The organism is Kitasatospora sp. NA04385 (assembly GCF_013364235.1).
GTDB lineage: Bacteria > Actinomycetota > Actinomycetes > Streptomycetales > Streptomycetaceae > Kitasatospora.
In genome coordinates this window covers 4,741,247-4,758,341 of the sequence record NZ_CP054919.1, presented here as the reverse complement: position 1 = coordinate 4,758,341, position 17,095 = coordinate 4,741,247, and the positions used below count along the sequence as shown (strand labels likewise).

General features: G+C 73.4%; 15 protein-coding genes. 2 read left to right on the top strand and 13 right to left on the bottom strand.

Annotated features, from left to right (window positions below):
- Nucleotides 1-67: 67 nt before the first annotated feature.
- The 7 genes from HUT16_RS21325 to rsmI all read right to left on the bottom strand — a co-directional run bounded on the left by HUT16_RS21325 (nt 68) and on the right by rsmI (nt 6,635).
- Entirely contained in the window at nt 68-994 is a 927-nt protein-coding gene (locus HUT16_RS21325; protein ID WP_176189713.1) for a 4-(cytidine 5'-diphospho)-2-C-methyl-D-erythritol kinase, read from the bottom strand.
- Nucleotides 994-1,881 (bottom strand): 16S rRNA (adenine(1518)-N(6)/adenine(1519)-N(6))-dimethyltransferase RsmA, encoded by an 888-nt coding sequence (rsmA, locus tag HUT16_RS21320; protein ID WP_176189712.1) that lies wholly within the window; start codon nt 1,879-1,881, stop codon nt 994-996. Before rsmA ends, HUT16_RS21325 begins: the two co-directional genes overlap by 1 nt.
- A 16-nt stretch (nt 1,882-1,897) precedes the next feature.
- Nucleotides 1,898-2,473: a Uma2 family endonuclease gene (locus HUT16_RS21315; protein ID WP_176189711.1), complete on the bottom strand. Its 576-nt coding sequence runs from the start codon at nt 2,471-2,473 to the stop codon at nt 1,898-1,900.
- A 54-nt stretch (nt 2,474-2,527) separates the two neighbouring features.
- Nucleotides 2,528-3,406, bottom strand: a complete 879-nt coding sequence (locus HUT16_RS21310) for a TatD family hydrolase (RefSeq protein WP_176189710.1) — start codon at nt 3,404-3,406, stop codon at nt 2,528-2,530.
- The gene (metG, locus tag HUT16_RS21305; RefSeq protein WP_176189709.1) at nt 3,406-5,007 is read right to left on the bottom strand and encodes a methionine--tRNA ligase; all 1,602 of its coding nucleotides are present in this window, start codon (nt 5,005-5,007) and stop codon (nt 3,406-3,408) included. The genes HUT16_RS21310 and metG overlap by 1 nt, the downstream gene beginning before the upstream one ends.
- A 74-nt stretch (nt 5,008-5,081) precedes the next feature.
- Nucleotides 5,082-5,498: a hypothetical protein gene (locus HUT16_RS21300; RefSeq protein ID WP_176189708.1), complete on the bottom strand. Its 417-nt coding sequence runs from the start codon at nt 5,496-5,498 to the stop codon at nt 5,082-5,084.
- A gap of 291 nt (nt 5,499-5,789) precedes the next feature.
- Nucleotides 5,790-6,635, bottom strand: coding sequence for a 16S rRNA (cytidine(1402)-2'-O)-methyltransferase (gene rsmI, locus HUT16_RS21295; RefSeq protein ID WP_176189707.1), 846 nt, complete (start codon nt 6,633-6,635; stop codon nt 5,790-5,792).
- Between the two features lie 137 nt (nt 6,636-6,772).
- Between rsmI and HUT16_RS21290 the strand changes: the two genes are divergently transcribed.
- Nucleotides 6,773-8,533: a dolichyl-phosphate-mannose--protein mannosyltransferase gene (locus HUT16_RS21290; RefSeq protein WP_176189706.1), complete on the top strand. Its 1,761-nt coding sequence runs from the start codon at nt 6,773-6,775 to the stop codon at nt 8,531-8,533.
- Between the two features lie 142 nt (nt 8,534-8,675).
- Entirely contained in the window at nt 8,676-10,388 is a 1,713-nt protein-coding gene (locus HUT16_RS21285) for a penicillin-binding transpeptidase domain-containing protein (RefSeq protein WP_176189705.1), read from the top strand.
- Nucleotides 10,389-10,404: 16 nt separating this feature from the next.
- Here the strand turns inward: HUT16_RS21285 and HUT16_RS21280 are convergent, their stop codons facing one another.
- The 6 genes from HUT16_RS21280 to HUT16_RS21255 form a co-directional block, all read right to left on the bottom strand.
- Nucleotides 10,405-11,811 (bottom strand): APC family permease, encoded by a 1,407-nt coding sequence (locus HUT16_RS21280; RefSeq protein ID WP_176189704.1) that lies wholly within the window; start codon nt 11,809-11,811, stop codon nt 10,405-10,407.
- A 128-nt stretch (nt 11,812-11,939) separates the two neighbouring features.
- Entirely contained in the window at nt 11,940-13,364 is a 1,425-nt protein-coding gene (locus HUT16_RS21275) for a penicillin-binding transpeptidase domain-containing protein (protein ID WP_176192788.1), read from the bottom strand.
- 86 nt (nt 13,365-13,450) lie between these two features.
- Nucleotides 13,451-14,770 (bottom strand): FtsW/RodA/SpoVE family cell cycle protein, encoded by a 1,320-nt coding sequence (locus HUT16_RS21270; RefSeq protein ID WP_254898338.1) that lies wholly within the window; start codon nt 14,768-14,770, stop codon nt 13,451-13,453.
- 126 nt (nt 14,771-14,896) lie between these two features.
- The gene (locus tag HUT16_RS21265) at nt 14,897-15,400 is read right to left on the bottom strand and encodes a DUF1269 domain-containing protein (RefSeq protein ID WP_176189702.1); all 504 of its coding nucleotides are present in this window, start codon (nt 15,398-15,400) and stop codon (nt 14,897-14,899) included.
- A gap of 64 nt (nt 15,401-15,464) precedes the next feature.
- Nucleotides 15,465-16,157: an ABC transporter gene (locus tag HUT16_RS21260; protein WP_176189701.1), complete on the bottom strand. Its 693-nt coding sequence runs from the start codon at nt 16,155-16,157 to the stop codon at nt 15,465-15,467.
- Nucleotides 16,154-17,074 carry an ATP-binding cassette domain-containing protein gene (locus tag HUT16_RS21255; RefSeq protein ID WP_176189700.1) on the bottom strand — a complete coding sequence of 307 codons (921 nt, stop codon included), beginning with the start codon at nt 17,072-17,074 and terminating at the stop codon, nt 16,154-16,156. The genes HUT16_RS21260 and HUT16_RS21255 overlap by 4 nt, the downstream gene beginning before the upstream one ends.
- Nucleotides 17,075-17,095 lie beyond the last annotated feature (21 nt).

Genomic DNA, 17,095 nt, shown 5'->3' with positions numbered 1-17,095 from the left:
CTCGTTGTCCGCGGCCCGCCCGGTGCGGGCCACGGGAGAGAGTCTGGAACCCGGAGCGCGCTCCAGGTCAAGCAGAGGTGTGGACCACCTGCGCGCCCGGGACCGGGCCGTGGGTGGGGTGGGCGGTGCGGCAGGTGCCGGAGGCGCGGAGGGCGGCGGCGATGTGGGCGGCGGCGTCGGCGTCCTTGGCGAGGAAGGCGCAGGTGGGGCCGGAGCCGGAGACCAGGGCGGCCAGGGCGCCGGCCTCGGTGCCGGCGTGCAGGGTGTCGGCGAGGGCGGGGCGCAGCGAGACGGCGGCGGCCTGGAGGTCGTTGCCGAGCGCGGCGGCCAGGGCGACGGGGTCGCCCTCGGCGAGGGCGGCGAGCAGGGCGGGGTCGGCGTCGGGGGTGGGGACGTCGGCGATCGAGGAGCCGAGGCCGGACTCCTCGCGCAGGCGGTCGCACTCGCGGAAGACGGCGGGGGTGGACAGGCCGCCGTCGGCGACCGCGAACACCCAGTGGAAGGTGCCGGCCACCGGCAGCGGCTCCAGCAGCTCACCCCGGCCGCGGCCCAGCGCGACGCCGCCGAGCAGCGCGAACGGGACGTCGGAGCCGAGCTCGGCGGCCAGGTCCAGCAGGGCGGGCAGCGGGGTGTCCAGGCCCCACAGGGCGTCGCAGGCGAGCAGCGCGGCGGCGCCGTCCGCGCTGCCGCCGGCCATGCCGCCCGCGACCGGGATGGCCTTGTCGATGTGCAGGTGGACGCCGGGCCCGGCGAGGCCGTGGTGGGCGGCGAGCAACCGGGCGGCGCGGGCGGCCAGGTTGCCGTCGTCGAGCGGGACGGCGTCGGCGTCCGGGCCGTCGCAGCTGAGCGTGACGCCCTCGCCGGGGGTGGCGGTGACCTGGTCGCCGAGGGCGACGGCGAAGAAGACGTTGGCCAGGTCGTGGTAGCCGTCGGGGCGGACCCCGCCGACCCCGAGCTGGACGTTGACCTTCGCGGGGACGCGGACCGTGACCATCACTGCTCCTGGGGCTGGGTCTTCGGCTTGTGCTCGGCGATCGCGGCGAACTGCTCCACCGTCAGCATCTCGCCGCGCAGCGTGTGGTCGATCCCGGCGCCGCGCAGCGCCTCCTCGGCGGCGGCGGGCGAGCCGGCCCAGCCCGCCAGCGCGGCCCGCAGCGTCTTGCGGCGCTGGGCGAACGCGGCGTCCACGACGGCGAACACCTCGCGGCGGGTGGCGGTGGTGGACGGCGGGTCGCGGCGGACCAGCGAGACCAGGCCGGAGTCGACGTTCGGCGCGGGCCAGAACACGTTCCGCCCGATCGCCCCGGCGCGCTTGACCTCCGCGTACCAGTTGGCCTTCACCGAGGGCACGCCGTAGACCTTGTTGCCGGGCTTGGCGGCAAGCCGGTCGGCGACCTCGCTCTGCACCATCACCAGGGTGCGCTCGATACTGGGGAAGGTCTCCAGCATGTGCAGCAGCACCGGCACCGCGACGTTGTACGGCAGGTTGGCGACCAGCGCGGTGGGCGCGGGCCCGGGCAGCTCGGTGACGTCCATCGCGTCGCTGAGCACCAGCTCGAAGTTCCCGGCCTTCGCGGGCATCCGCCCCCGCACGGTGTCCGGCAGGTGCCGGGCCAGCAGCGGGTCGATCTCCACCGCCGTGACGTGCCGCGCCACCTCCAGCAGCGCCAGCGTCAGCGACCCGAGCCCCGGCCCGACCTCGACCACCGCGTCCTGCTCCGTCACCCCCGCCGCCCGGACGATCCGCCGGACGGTGTTCCCGTCGATGACGAAGTTCTGCCCGCGCTGCTTGGTCGGCTTCACGCCGAACGCCTCGGCCAGCGCACGGATGTCGGCGGCGCCCAGCAGGTTGCCGTCGGAGGTGGGTTCGGTGGTGCTCACCCGCCAAGGATACGGGTCAGAGCTCGACCAACTGCTTGAGATCGATCTCGACGGGGAACGGCAGCTCGGTGCGGAGCAGTCCCTCGTGCACGGCGACGGGGAGGTAGACGCCCTGCAACTCGTCACGCCGGAACTCGTGGACGACGGGCAGGTCGTCGTCACCGCGCTCGACACGCCAGTAGGAAGGAATGCCCTTCTCGGCGTACATTCCGGGCTTGCTGAAGCGGTCCATGACACGTGAGCCGGGTGACACCACCTCAACGGCCAGGACGACCGACTCGGGCGGAGTGCACTCCAGCTCGAATACGTTCAAGCCGGTCTTGTCGAAGACGACGACGTCAGGCAGGAGGACGGTGTACTCGTCGAACAGAACGCACCTCTCGGCATCCGCGACATAGGGCTCGACCCGAGCCCCGCGAAGCGCCGAGTACAGCTCGTTCCGTACCCGGTCATGCCACCACTTCGTCTGCCCACGGACCACGATCGCTCCGTCCACCAGTTCCCATTTGAACGGCAGATCGATCACGTTGAGCTGGTCGTACGTCCAGCCGTTGGAGGGCGGGCGCATCCAGTCGATCGGTTCGGCGGTCATCTCAGCCTCCTCACTGCCTCCATGCTAACGAGCGCACCCGCCGTCCGGGTGCGGTCAGTAGCCGAAGGCGCGTGCGGTGTTCGCCGCGATCGCCGTGGCCAACTCGTCTTCGCCGAGCGCCAGGTGCTCGGCCATCGCGCGCAGGGTGACCGGGATGAGGTAGGGGGCGTTGGGGCGGCCGCGGTAGGGGTGGGGGGTGAGGAAGGGGGCGTCGGTCTCGACCAGGACGCGGTCGAGGGGGGTGGCGGTGAGGGCCTCGCGCAGGGCGTGGTTGGCCTTGTAGGTGACGGGGCCGGCGAAGGAGAGGTACCAGCCGTGTTCGGCGCAGGTGCGGGCCATCGCGGCGTCGCCGGAGTAGCAGTGGAAGACGGTGCGCTCGGGGGCGCCCTCTTCGAGCAGGAGGTCGATGACGTCCTGGTGGGCGTCGCGGTCGTGGATGACCAGGGCCTTGCCGTGGCGCTTGGCGATCTCGATATGGCAGCGGAAGGACTCCTTCTGCAGGTCGACGCCTTCGGGGCCGGTGCGGAAGTAGTCGAGTCCGGTCTCGCCGACGGCCAGGACGTGCGGGAGGGCGGCGAGACGGTCGATCTCGGCGAGGGCCTCCTCCAGGGCCGCGTGGCCGCCGGGCGCGCGGCGCTGCCCGGACCAGCCGTCGGGGTCGCCGAGGAAGATCCGGGGCGCCTCGTTGGGATGCAGGGCGACGGCGGCGTGCACCTGCTCGTACTGGGCGGCGAGGTCGGCGGCCCACCGCGAGCCGGGTACGTCGCAGCCGACCTGGACGACGGTGGTGACGCCGACCGAGGCGGCCCGGGCCAGGCCCTCGGCGGGGGTGCCGGACTGCATGTCGAGGTGGGTGTGCGAGTCGGCGACGGGGACCGCGAGCGGCTCGGGGAGCGGCGGCGGGGTGCGGTCCTGTTCCTTCTTGCCGGCCATCAGGAGGCTGCCTTCTCTTCGAGTCGGGGGAACAGGATCCGGCCCTTGGTGACGGTGGCTCCGGCGGGCAGCCGGCCCCAGTCGGCGACGGTGGCGATCGGCTGGTCGGCGAGCGCGCCGAGCGCGGGCCCGGCGCCGAGCGAGGCCCAGAGCTCGGCCGCGGAGTCCGGCATCACCGGGTTGAGCAGGACGGCGGTGGCCCGCAGCGCCTCGGCGGCGGTGTACAGGATCGTGGCGAGCCGGTCCCGCCCGTCGGGGGACTTGGCGACCTTCCAGGGCTCCTGCTCGGTGAGGTAGCCGTTGACCAGCTTGACGAACTCGAAGACGGCGGCGATGCCGCCCGCGAAGTCGAGCTCCTCGCCGATCTTCCGGTCCGCCTCGGCGGTGGCCCGCACCAGCGCGTCGGCGACGGCCTGTTCGGCGGGCCCGTGCGCGGTGGCGGCGGGGAGCGCACCGTCGAAGTACTTGCCGACCATCGCGGCGACCCGGGAGGCCAGGTTGCCGAAGTCGTTGGCGAGTTCGGAGGTGTAGCGGGCGGTGAAGTCCTCCCAGGAGAACGACCCGTCGGTGCCGAACGGGATGGCCCGCAGGAAGTAGTAGCGGTACGCGTCGACGCCGAAGTGCGAGGTCAGGTCGGTGGGCGCGATGCCGGTGAGGTTGGACTTGCTCATCTTCTCGCCGCCGACCATCAGCCAGCCGTTGGCGACCACCCGGCGCGGCAGCGGCAGTCCGGCGGCCATCAGCATGGCGGGCCAGATGACGGCGTGGAAGCGCAGGATGTCCTTGCCGACCAGGTGCACGGAGGCGGGCCAGAGCCGGGCGAAGCGCTCGGGGTCGGTGCCGTAGCCGGCCGCGGTGATGTAGTTCTGCAGGGCGTCGACCCACACGTACAGGACGTGTTTGTCGTCCCAGGGCAGCGGGACGCCCCAGTCGAAGGTGGAGCGGGAGATCGACAGGTCCTTGAGGTCCTGCTCGACGAAGCGCAGCACCTCGTTGCGGGCGGTGGCGGGCTGGATGAAGTCCGGGTGGGCGGCGTAGAACTCCAGCAGCTTCGGGCCGTACGCGGAGAGCCGGAAGAAGTAGTTCTCCTCCTCCAGCCACTCGACCGGGCGCCGGTGGACGGGGCAGAGCTTCTCCTCGTCGGTGGCGCCGGGCAGCAGTTCGCCGGGGAGCTTGTACTCCTCGCAGCCGACGCAGTACGGGCCGGTGTAGCTGCCCCGGTAGATCTCGCCCTTGTCGTAGAGGTCCTGGACGAACTCCCGCACCCGGTCGGTGTGCCGGGCCTCGGTGGTGCGGATGAAGTCGTCGTTGGCGATCCGCAGGTGCTCCCAGAGCGGCTTCCAGGCCTCCTCGACCAGCCGGTCGCACCACTCCTGCGGGGTGACGCCGTTGGCCTCGGCGGTGCGCAGGATCTTCTGGCCGTGCTCGTCGGTGCCGGTGAGGTACCAGACGTCCTCGCCGCGCTGGCGGTGCCAGCGGGTCAGCACGTCACCCGCGACCGTGGTGTACGCGTGGCCCAGGTGCGGCCGGTCGTTCACGTAGTAGATCGGGGTGGTGACGTAGTACGCGCCGGTACCGGTGTGCTCTTCCAAGGCCGCCATACCCCGGAATCCTAGTGGCCGGGCCGTTCCCGGCCGGACCGGCCCCGACGGGGTCGGCCCGGGCCGGGCCGGGGTCAGCCGGTGCGGCGCAGCCAGGCCAGCCAGCGGCGGCGGGCCCGCATCCGGGCGGGCTCCGGCGGCCCCTCCGGCTCCGCGCTGGGCGCGTACCCGGATCCCTTATGCATGACGGCGGCCACGCCGGCCACCCGGCCGGCCCGCATGATCCGGACCCGCTCGCCGCCGCAGCCGGGGCAGACCAGCTCCCGCAGCGGGGAGGGGACCCGGACGCCGTTCGCCGTGTACTCGACGACGGTGCGGCCGTCCCTGGCCGTGTGGTGCTCGATGTCGTACGCCTGCTCCCAGCCGTAGCCGCAGTTGAGGCAGGCGAAGGAGTACGCCTCGTGGACCGTCTGCACGGGGGCGGGACGGCTGGTCGTGCCGAGGCCGCTGGGTGCTCCGCCGTTCCGGGGGCTGTCGATCGTGTCGCTCATGCGCCACCTCGCTTCGCTCGGAGCCCGTCGCCCGGTCCTTCCGGCCGGGTGCGGGTTGTTCCATCCCAGGGAATGCCCGGGAGGGTCCGTCCGATGCCCGGCTTGCCAAGTCTTGGTCCCGAATTGGCCCTCCGCTGGGGTGCTCATTCCAACGTACGCGCGATTCCGGCCATTGCCATACAAACCGATCAACGTACGGCACGGACGGTGACGCTCCGGGAGCACCGGAGAGCGCCGGAGCGGGGCGGGCCGGGCGGGCCGGGCGGGGCGCCGGGCTCGGCCCGGCGGCGGTCAGGGCGCGTGCTTGGCCGCCACCACCGCGTCGAACACCACCGACTTGCGCAGGCCCAGCTCGGCGGCGACCGCGGCGATGGCCTCCTTGCGGCGCTCCCCGGCCTCCTCCCGGACGGCCACCCTGCGGGCCAGCTCGGCCGGGCCGACCTCCTCGGGCGCGGCGGGCGGGGCACCGGCCACCACCACGGTGATCTCGCCCCGGACGCCGTCCGCGGCCCAGGCGGCCAGCTCGCCCAGCGGGCCGCGCCTGACCTCCTCGTAGGTCTTGGTCAGCTCCCGGCAGACCGCGGCGGGGCGGTCGGCGCCGAACGCGGCGGCCATCGCCTCCAGCGTCTCGGCGATCCGGTGCGGGGCCTCGAAGAACACCATGGTGCGCGGCTCGGCGGCGACCTGGGCGAGCTGCCGGGCGCGGTCGCCGGCCTTGCGCGGCAGGAAGCCCTCGAAGGTGAAGCGGTCCACCGGCAGCGCGGACAGCGCCAGCGCGGTCAGCACCGCGGACGGGCCGGGCACCGCGGTGACCTTGATCCCGGCCGCGACGGCGGCGTCCACCAGCCGGTAGCCGGGGTCGGAGACCGAGGGCATGCCCGCGTCGGTGACCAGCAGCACCCGGGAGCCGTCCTGCAGCGCGGCCACCAGCTCGGGCGTGCGGGCCACCTCGTTGCCCTCGAAGTAGGACACCACCCGGCCGGCGGGCACGACGCCCAGCGCCTGGGTCAGCCGGCGCAGCCGCCGGGTGTCCTCGGCCGCGATGACGTCGGCCCCGGCGAGCTCGGCGCGCAGCCGGGGCGGCGCGTCCTCGACGTCGCCGATGGGGGTACCTGCCAGTACGAGAACACCAGTCACGGGCACCATCCTCCCCTACCGGCGGCCGGCCCGGGGCTGGTGGAGCGGGTGCGGGGGCGAGCGAGGGTCGGGGACCCCTTGTGACTTCAGCCATTGCCCCTACGATGTGGCCCGTGAACGGCGACATGGAGAGTGGTATGGACCACCCTGAGCGGGGCGGCGTGACCGTGCTGGAACCGGCCGACCCGGCCGCCGTTCCGGCGCCGCGCGCGGAGCCCGAACCGGCCTCCCGATGGGCCCGCGCACTGTCCGGCGTCGGCTACCGGGAGCGGCAACGCGCTTCCGCGGCCGAGCAGTTGGTGCCGCCGATGCCGGACGGCCCGGGGGTCACGCCCGCGGTCGTCGAGCCCTCCCCGGTGCTCGCCAGGTTCGGCGTCCGGCTGCCCGCCCCGCTGTGGTCCTGGCTGTGCCGGTGGGCCGGCTGGCTCGGGCCGGTCGGCGTCGCGGTCTTCGCCGGCGTGCTGCGCTTCGCCAACCTCGGCAGCCCGCACGCGCTGATCTTCGACGAGACGTACTACGCCAAGGACGCGTACACGCTCTGGGACCGAGGCTACGAGGCGAACTGGCCCGGCGACGCCAACGGCCTGATCACCGCGCCCAACCCGGTGGTGTCGCCGAGCGACACCGCGGCGTTCGTGGTGCACCCGCCGGTCGGCAAGTGGATCATCGGCCTGGGCGAGTACTTCTTCGGCATGAACCCGTACGGCTGGCGCTTCATGGTGGCCGTGCTCGGCACCCTCTCGGTGCTGATGCTGGCCCGGATCGCCCGCCGGATGTTCCGCTCGACCCTGCTGGGGTGCGTGGCCGGCCTGCTGCTGTCGGTGGACGGGCTGCACTTCGTGCTCAGCCGCACCTCGATCCTCGACCTGGTGGTGATGTTCTGGTTCCTGGCCGCGTTCGGGCTGCTGCTGGTCGACCGGGACAGGAGCCGCGCCCTGATCGCCGAGCGGCTGGCGCGGGGCGCGGGCGCCGACTGGTGGCACCTGGGCCGGCGGCCCTACCGGATCGCCTCGGCGGTCTGCCTGGGCCTGATGACCGGCACCAAGTGGAGCGGCGCCCCGGCGGTCCTCGCCCTGGTCCTGCTCGCCGGGTTCTGGGACTCCTCGGCCCGCCGGCTGGCGGGCAGCCGCCGCAACCTGCGCGGCCTGTGGGACTTCGCCTGGTCCGCGGTGTCGGTCGGCCTGACCGCCGGCGTCACCTACCTGCTGACCTGGACCGGCTGGATCGTCTCCTCCCCCGCGCCCGGCAAGGGCGGCTACCTGCGCGACTGGGCGGCCAACAACCCCAGTGACACCTGGGGCTGGATGCCGGACTGGGCCCGCAGCCTGTGGCACTACCACCACGAGATCTGGCACTTCAACGTCAACCTGCACGACCCGCACACCTACCAGTCCAACCCGTGGAGCTGGCTGCTGGTCGGCCGCCCGGTCTCGTTCTTCTACGAGTCACCGAAGAACGGCCAGGCCGGCTGCACCACCACCGAGTGCGCCCGCGAGGTGCTCGCCATCGGCACCCCGTTCCTGTGGTGGGCGGGCATCGTCGCGCTGATCTACTGCCTGTACCGCTGGGTGATGCGCCGCGACTGGCGGGCCGGGGCGATCCTGTGCGCGCTGGCCGCCGGCTACCTGCCCTGGTTCAACTACCAGGCCCGGACGATCTTCCTGTTCTACGCGGTGTGCTTCGTCCCGTTCCTGGTGCTCGCGGTGACCATGATGATCGGCGCGATGCTGGGCCGCGCCGACGCCTCGCCCGACCGCAGGCTCGCCGGCGCCACCGGCGCCGGGCTGCTGGTCGTCGCGATCATGTGGAACTTCCTGTACTTCTACCCGATCTACACCGGCCAGACGATCCCGATGGACGACTGGCGGGCCCGGATGTGGCTCGACAGCTGGATCTAGCGGGCCCGGCCGCCGCCGGGCCGATCACGTGTACCGGAACTGTCACAAAAGGGTTCCGTGTCGTGAGTGCACGGAAGACGTCTGCCTATGGTGTCGTGGCCGCTGAACTACGACGGCCACGACACTCCATGGGGGACTCGACGTGAACAAGGGCGCGAAGATCGGCGTCTCCGTCATCGCCGCTGCGGTGCTCCTCGGCGGCGGGTACGGGGCGTACGCACTCGTCTCCGGGGGCGACTCCGGCAAGGACGGGGCGAAGAAGCCGCGCACCGTGGTCGCCGAGCCCCCCGGCCCGGAGCTCGCCGCGTCCGGCGCCAAGGCCTTCCTGGACGCCTGGGCCAAGGGCGACCTGTACGGGGCCGCCAAGCTCACCGACGACCCGGACAAGGCGCAGGCCGCGCTGCAGGCCTTCCAGGACGGGGTGAAGCCGAGCGCCGTGCACCTCACGGCGGGCGGCCCGACCACCGCGCCGAGCCCCGCCGCGGCCAAGTCCGCGAGCGCGTCGGCCTCCGCCCAGGCGTCCGCGTCGGCCACCGGCAGCCCGGCGCCCACCGGCGTGCTGGAGGGCTTCAAGGCCTCGCTGGAGTTCGCCGACACCGGCACCCCCTGGAACTACGACGGCGTCCTCGGCGTGGTGAAGATGAGCGACGGCACCGCCGCCGTCCACTGGGCCCCCAGCGTCATCCACCCCAAGCTGGACGCGGGCGAGACCATCACGGTCAAGCCGCTCTACGCGGCCCCGGCCGCCGTCACCGACCGCAAGGGCAAGCCGCTCGGCGGCTACCCCTCGCTGGTCGGCCTGCTCAACCAGCTCAAGAGCGCGGCCCCGCAGGACGGCGACCCGGCGAACGCGGGCAGCGGGGTGGTGATCTCCACCCCGGCGTCCGCGGGCGGCAAGGCCACCGACGAGAAGCTGTTCACCGTCAAGGAGCCCAAGCCCGTCCCCAACCTCAAGCTCACCCTGGACGCGGACCTGCAGGGCGCCGCCGAGCAGCAGGTCGCCGCGCAGGGCGGCAAGCCCGCCTCGCTGGTGGCGATCGAGCCCAGCAGCGGTAACATCCTGGCGTACGCGTTCTCGCCCTCCACCGGCCAGAACCGGGCCTTCTCCGGCGCCACCGCACCCGGCTCGACCATGAAGGTGCTCACCTCGGCGGCCCTGCTGGAGGCCGGGGTCACCCCCACCACCGGGATGCCCTGCCCGGAGACCACCATGGTCACCGGCAAGTCGGTCTCCAACGACGAGCCCGGCGCGCACCCGGACTACACGCTCACCGACGCGTTCATCCACTCCTGCAACACCTCCTTCATCGAGAAGGGCAAGGACGTCCTCAAGCCGGGCAGCCTGCCCGCGATCGCCAAGGACGTGTTCGGGCTCGGCCTGGTCTGGCACACCGGCCTGTCCAACTTCGACACCGAGGTCCCGGTCGAGGGCAACATGGCCGGCGCGGCGAGCGAGTTCATCGGCCAGGGCAAGATCCGCACCAACCCGCTCGCGATGGCGTCCGTCGCGGCGACCGTGCAGTCCGGCGTGTTCCACCAGCCGATCCTGATCCCCGGCCTGGAGCAGGCGAAGGCCGCCCGCAACCTCTCCCCCGACGTCCTCGGCAGCCTGCGGTCGCTGATGGTGAAGACCGTCCAGTCCGGCACCGCCTCCGAGGTCTCGCCCGCGCTGCCGGCCGGCTCCGGTGCGAAGACCGGCACCGCCGAGGTCGACACCAGCCCGAACGCGAACTCCTGGTTCACCGCCTACTCCGGCAACCTCGCGGTGGCCGCCGAGGTCGAGGGCGGCGGCCACGGCTCCGCGGCCGCCGGCCCGGCGGTCTCCCGGGTCCTGGCGGTCGGCAACAAGGGCTGAGCGCCCCCGGCGGTGCTCAGCGCCCGCGGGCGAGGCGGGAGTGCTTGGCGCTGTAGGCGAAGTAGAGCACCGCCGCCAGCGCCAGGACGACCGCGAAGGCGACGAAGGTGTCGGCGTGCAGCCTGGTGATCAGGTAGACGCAGAACGCGGCGCTGAGCACCGGGGTGACGGGGTAGAACGGGACCTTGAAGCCGCGCGGCAGGTCGGGGCGGGTGCGGCGGAGCACGACGATGCCGATCGAGACGGCCGTGAAGGCGACCAGCGTGCCCATCGAGGTCATGTCGGCCAGCAGTTTGAGCGGGAAGACCGCCGCGAGGACGGCGACCGCGGCGCCGACCACCAGGGTGTTCCAGACCGGGGTGCCGGTGCGGGCGGAGACCCGGGTGAACGGCGGCGGGAGCAGCCCGTCCCGGCCCATCGCATAGAGGATGCGGGTCTGGCCGTAGATCACCACGAGCGTGATGGAGAAGATCGAGACGATCGCCCCGCCCGCGAACACCAGGGCGGGCCAGGTCTGCCCGGTGACGTTCTGCAGGATCTGGGCGAGGCCGGCCTCCTGGCCGTCGAACTCCTGCCAGGGCTGGGCGCCGACGGCGGTGACGGCGACGGCGATGTAGAGCGTGGTGACGACCACCAGCGAGATCAGGATGGCGAGCGGGAGGGTGCGCCGCGGCTCGCGGACCTCCTCGCCGGCGGTGGAGACGGCGTCGAGGCCGATGAAGGAGAAGAAGATCGTGGAGGCGGCGGTCTGCACGCCGTCCCAGCCGTTGGGGGCGAACGGGGTGAAGTTCCCGGCGGTGAAGCCGGTGAGCCCGACCGCGACGAAGAGCAGCAGGATGGCGAGCTTGACCGCCACCATCGCGGCGTTGACCTTCGCGGACTCGCCGACGCCGCGGATCAGCAGCGCGGTGACCAGCACGACCAGCACGACGGCGGGCAGGTTGACCACCCCGCCCGCGCCGGGCGGGGCGGTGAGCGCGGCGGGCAGGTGCACGCCGAAGGCCAGGTCGGAGAACTGGTCGAGGTACTGGCCCCAGGTGACGGCGATCGCCGAGGCGGAGACGCCGTACTCCATGAGCAGGCAGATGCCGACGCCGAAGGCGACCAGTTCGCCCATGGTGGCGTAGGCGTACGAGTAGGAGGAGCCGGAGACCGGGATGGCGGAGGCGAGTTCGGCGTAGCAGAGCGCGGTGAGGCCGGCGGTGACGGCGGCGATCACGAAGGACAGGACGACGGCGGGTCCGGCCTCGGGCACCGAGGTGGTGAGGACGAAGAAGATGCCGGTGCCGACGGTGGCGCCGATGCCGATGGCGGACAGCTGCCACAGGCCGATGGAGCGGCGCAGGTGCCCGGCTCCGGTGCCGCCCGCTTCGGCGATCAGGGTGTCGACTGGCTTGCGCCGCAGCAGGCCGGTGGTGCTCATCGGTGTCCTTCTGGTGGGGAATCGGACCGGGACATTACCAAATGACGCTCTTCCTACCGGTTTGGGCCCGGCGGCGGGACGGCCGGGCGCGGCGGGACGGCCGGGCGCGGCCGCCGGGCCGGGCCCGGCTACCGGTCGAGCACGGCCTGCATGACGGACTTGGCGATGGGCGCGGCGAGGCCGCCGCCGGTGACGTCGTCGGCCTGGCTGTCGGCGATGACGACGGCGACGGCGACCGGCGGGACGGCGGTGGAACCGGCCGGGCGGGCCCAGGCGATGAACCAGGCGTAGGGGGTGCCGGTGTTGTCGACCCCGTGCTGGGCGGTGCCGGTCTTGCCGCCGACCTCGGCGCCGGGGATGCGGGCGTTGCGGCCGGTGCCGTTCTCGACCACGCCGACCATCAGCTGCTGGAGCTGCTGGGCGACGGAGGACCCGAACGCCTGGTGGTAGAGGCGGGGGTGCATCAGCTGGACCTGGCTGCCGTCGGCCTTGGTGAGCTTGTCGACGAGCTGGGGGTACATCACCTGGCCGTTGTCGGCGGCCCCGGCGGCGACCATGGCCATCACCAGCGGGGTGGCGGCGGTGTCGTACTGGCCGATGGAGGAGAGCGCCAGCTGGGACTCGTTCATGTCGGTGTCGAAGTTGGAGCGGGCGGCGCGCACCGGGGTGTCCAGCCTGGTGTCGTTGAAGCCGAAGTTCTGCGCCATCGCGGTCATCCGGTCGAGGCCGGTCTGCACCCCGAGGTAGCCCATGACGCTGTTGCAGGACAGCGTCATCGCCTCGTCCAGCGACAGCCCGGCCCGGTTGCAGGCGCCGGTGTCGTTGTTGAGCGGGGTGGTGGTGCCGGGCATGACGTACGGGTAGGGGGCGTCGGTGGGCGCGTCGATGTCGGTGACGACGCCGTTGGCCAGCGCGGCGGCGGCGGTGACCACCTTGAAGGTGGAGCCCGGCGGGTAGATCTGGCGCAGCGCCCGGTTGAGCATCGGCTGGTCGGGGTCGGCCTGGAGCCTGTTCCAGGCGGCCTGGTCGGCGGCGGAGGTGCCGGCGAAGCTGCCGGGGTCGTAGCTGGGGGTGGAGGCGAGGGCGAGGATGCGGCCGGTGGCGGGTTCGATCGCGGCGACGGCGCCCTTCTGGTTGCCGAGCCCCTGCACCGCGGCGCGCTGGGCGGCCGGGTCGATGGTGGTGACCACGTCGCCGCCGGGCTGCTGCTGCCGGGTGACCGCGTCCCAGACCGCCCAGCCGGCCAGCTCGGGGGCGGTCCCGGAGAGCACGTCGTCGTAGACGCCCTCCAGCTGGGTGTTGCCGTAGGTCTGGGACGAGTAGCCGGTGACCGCGGCGTACAGCGCGCCGTCGGTGTAGGTGCGCTGGTAGGCGTACCGGCCGCCGGTCCCGGTGGAGCCGGTGACGGGTTGGCCGGCCACCAGCAGGTTGCCGCGGGGCTGGGAGTAGCGCTGGATGGTGGCGCGCTGGTTGGCGGCGTTGTGGTCGAGCTCCTTCTTCTGGAACACCTGGACGCGGGTGGCCTGGAGGGCGAGCGCGACGATCAGCAGCATGCAGAAGGTGCCGGCCCGGCGTCCGGTGGTGGAGATGCCGGGCAGCCCCTGCGGTCCGCCGTTGGTGCCCGGGGGCCGGGTGAACCTCACGCGTCCTCCTCGGGGGCGGGCCGCCGGGCGAGGTCGCTCATCCGCACCAGCAGCGCCACGATGACCCAGTTGGTGACCACGGACGAGCCGCCCTGGGCGATGAACGGCAGTGTCATGCCGGTCAGCGGGATCAGGTCGAGGACGCCGCCGGCGACCACGAACACCTGGATGGCGACCAGCGCGGCCAGGCCGATGGCGAGCAGCCGCCCGAACGGGTCGCGCAGCGCGATGCCGGTCTTGAAGCCGCGGGAGACCAGCAGGGCGTACAGCAGGAAGACCGCGAACAGGCCGGTCAGTCCGAGCTCCTCGCCGACGGTGGCCAGGATGAAGTCCGACTTGGTGGCGAAGCCGATCAGCGCGGAGTGGCCCAGGCCCAGGCCGGTGCCGAGCTGGCCGCCCCAGGCGAACGCGAACAGCGACTGGGCGATCTGGTTGGCGCCCTGCCCGGCGTCGATCGAGGCCAGCGGGTGCAGCCACTCGGTGACCCGGCTGTGCACGTGCGGCGACAGCCAGCCCACGCCGACGGCGGCCAGCGCGGACAGCAGCAGCCCGATCACGATCCAGCCGGTGCGGGCGGTGGCGACGTACAGCATCACCACGAACAGGCCGAAGAACAGCAGCGAGGTGCCGAGGTCGGTCTCCAGCACCAGCACGCCGACGAACGCGGCCCAGATCAGCAGCACCGGTCCGAGCACCCGGCCCAGCGGCAGCTGGAACCAGAGCACCTTGCGGCCGGTGAGCGCCAGCGCGTCCCGGTGCGCGGCCAGGTAGGCGGCGAAGAAGACCGCCAGCAGGACCTTGGCGAACTCGCCGGGCTGGAAGGACAGCGGGCCCAGCGTGATCCAGATCCGCGAGCCGTACACCGGCGGGAAGAACACCGGCAGCACCAGCAGGACGAGCGCGACGAACGCCCCGACGTACGCGTAGCGCTGGAGCCGGCGGTGGTCGCGCAGCAGGAGCAGCACCGCGATGAACAGGCCCACGCCGAGGGTGGACCAGAGCAGTTGGGTGGGCGCGGCCTCGCTGTTCGGGGTGTTGCGGTCCAGCCGGTAGATGACGACCAGGCCGATGCCGTTCAGCAGCACCGCGATCGGCAGCAGCAGCGGGTCCGCCCACCGGGCCCGCCAGCGCACCGCGGCGTGCGCCAGCAGGGCGAGCACGCCCAGCGCCCCGCCGTACTGGGCGGCGTCCGGCGGGGCCTTGCCGTCGAGGTTGACGCCGACCTCGACGTAGCCGAACACCGCCAGGCCCACCGCGGCCAGCACCAGCACCAGTTCGGTCCAGCGCCCGGTGCCGGCCCGCCGCGCACGGGGCACCCGGGCCGCCCGGGTCGCGGAGTCAGTCGCCACCGCCAGCCGTCCTCGCCAGCTCGAAGGGGCACGGACGGCGGGGCACCGGGCGACGCGCGCCCGGCACCCCGCCGGAGGGAGTCTGCGGGTGCGTCAGAGCGTGGACGCCGGGTACGCCGCCTTGGCGATCTCCCGCAGGTGCTCCTCCTCCTCGTGGCTCAGCGAGGTCTGGATCAGCTCGCCGCCGAACTGCGCGACCGCCGGGATCACCTTGTCCTGCGTCGCCGAGCGGACCAGGGCGAAGACCGCGGCCTTGCCCGGGTCCAGCTTCTCGCCGACCTGGCGCATGAAGTTGTCGTCGACGCCGGTGTCGGTGGAGGCGCCGACCGCCGCGCCGGTCGCGCCGCCGACCGCCGCGCCCAGGAACGGCATGAAGAACAGCAGGCCGATCACGCCGCCCCACAGCGCGCCCGAGGCGGCGCCCATGCCGGTGTTGGAGACCGCCTGGTGCAGCTTGATCTTCCCGTCCTCGCGGCGCTCGACCACCACGACGTCCTCCAGGTCGATCAGCTTCTGCTTCTGCAGGCCGACCAGTTCGTCACGGACCTTCTGCGCGGTGGCGACATCCGGGTAGGCGATCGCGAACAGGTTGCTCACGGCGGGCTTCCTTCCGACAGGCGTTGGGCACGTCTCCCAGCACCCTAGCCAGAATTCGCCATATTTAATCCGATCGAGGACGGTGTGTCCGTTTCCTGCCGGTGCGGCCGCGCTCAGTCGCCGTGCCGGACCGCGACCGCCACCGCCGCCCAGCAGCACCCCGCCGCCAGGGCCGCCGCGGCCGGGAGCGTCCACCACGGCACGGCCGGGGCCCGCCGCGCGCCAGCACCAGCGCCCGCACCACCGCGTTCGCGGGCGAGCCCGGCAGCAGCAGCACCGCCACCGCCCCGCCCAGGCCCAGCGGCACCGCGTACGCCCCCGTCAGCACCGGGCGGTTGCACACCGCGCCCACCGCCGCCCCCGACAGCGCGCACACCGCCGTGGCCAGCGCGCCCCCGGCGACCGCCGCGCCCGACCCGCCGCTGCCCAGCGCCAGCACCGCGGCCAGCCCCGCCGCGCCCAGGCCCAGCCCGGTGAGCAGCGCCGCCAGCAGCGCGGCCAGGTGCGTGCGCGGCCACCCGGCCGCCGCGACCAGGCAGGCCCGGGACTGCGGGGGCTCCGACCCCACCGCCGCACGCACCAGCCAGCCCGTCACCGGCACCAGCAGCCCCGCCGAGAAGGCGGCCGCCCCCGCCACGTCGTCCCCGCCCGACAGGCCGAGGCCCAGCACCACCGCGTACGTCAGGGCGGGCGCGAGCCAGCGCTGCGAACGCACCAGCAGTTCCAGGTGGTACCGCGTCAGGGCGCGCAGCGTCACGGCCGGACTCCTTCGGGCGCTTCGGGTGCTCCGGGTGCTCCGGGCCCGCCGGGCCAGCCGGGCCAGCCGGGCTCTGCGGGCCCGCCGGGCTCTGCGGGGGAGGCCACCCGGTGGACGTGCACGGCGGGCGTCGCGTCGAGGAGCCGGCGCAGCAGCACGTCCGAGTACGGGGCGGCCACCTCCAGGCGGGTGGAGCCGTCGGCGAGCGGCCTGCGCTCGGGGTCGCCGGGCAGGTGCGCGGGGAGGCGCTCGGCGCGGACCACGATCACCGCGCGGGGGCCGTCCCGGTCCGCCGCGGGGAGCGGGACGGCGTGCAGGGCGCCGTCCCTGACGAGGTGTCCGGCGGTGGTGAGGCCGGCCAGCCGGGCCGGGTCGTGGTCGACGAACACCACCAGGCCGCCGGCGGCGGCTCGTTCGGCGACCGCCGCGTCGAGTTCGCCGCGGGCCGCCCGGTCGAGCCCGGTCCAGGCCTCGTCCAGCAGCAGCAGGTCCGCCTCGGCCAGCAGGGCCTGGGCGACCGCGACCTTCTGGCAGGTGCCCTTGGAGAGCCGGCCGATCGGGGTGTCCGCGTACCCGGCGATGCCGAAGCGTTCGAGCCAGTAATCGGCGCGGCGGCGGCCCTGCTCGGCGGTGAGGCCGCGGACCCGGGCCAGGTGGCGCAGGTAGTCGCGGGCGGCGAACGGCAGTGCGGGCGGGAAGCGTTCGGGCACGTAGGCCCGGCTGCCGGAGACCTCGACGGTGCCCAGGTCGGCCCGCTCGACGCCCGCCAGGACCTTCAACAGGGTGGATTTCCCGGTGCCGTTGGCGCCCTCGATCCGGACGGTCCCGCCCGGCCGGAGCGTCAGGGCGACGTCCCGGAGGATCCACCGGCCGCCGCGCCCGTAGCGCTTGCCGACCCCGGCCAGACGCACCGTCATGCGCTCTCCTCCCCCGCTCCG

Excerpts from the sequence above, each read along its gene's own strand:
- HUT16_RS21325 (WP_176189713.1), bottom strand. The coding sequence starts at position 994 with ATGGTCACGGTCCGCGTCCCCGCGAAGGTCAACGTCCAGCTCGGGGTC.
- HUT16_RS21315 (WP_176189711.1), bottom strand. The coding sequence starts at position 2,473 with ATGACCGCCGAACCGATCGACTGGATGCGCCCGCCCTCCAACGGCTGG.
- HUT16_RS21310 (WP_176189710.1), bottom strand. The coding sequence starts at position 3,406 with ATGGCCGGCAAGAAGGAACAGGACCGCACCCCGCCGCCGCTCCCCGAG.
- metG (WP_176189709.1), bottom strand. The coding sequence starts at position 5,007 with ATGGCGGCCTTGGAAGAGCACACCGGTACCGGCGCGTACTACGTCACC.
- HUT16_RS21300 (WP_176189708.1), bottom strand. The coding sequence starts at position 5,498 with ATGAGCGACACGATCGACAGCCCCCGGAACGGCGGAGCACCCAGCGGC.
- HUT16_RS21290 (WP_176189706.1), top strand. The coding sequence starts at position 6,773 with ATGGACCACCCTGAGCGGGGCGGCGTGACCGTGCTGGAACCGGCCGAC.
- HUT16_RS21280 (WP_176189704.1), bottom strand. The coding sequence starts at position 11,811 with ATGAGCACCACCGGCCTGCTGCGGCGCAAGCCAGTCGACACCCTGATC.
- HUT16_RS21275 (WP_176192788.1), bottom strand. The coding sequence starts at position 13,364 with ATGCTGCTGATCGTCGCGCTCGCCCTCCAGGCCACCCGCGTCCAGGTG.
- HUT16_RS21255 (WP_176189700.1), bottom strand. The coding sequence starts at position 17,074 with ATGACGGTGCGTCTGGCCGGGGTCGGCAAGCGCTACGGGCGCGGCGGC.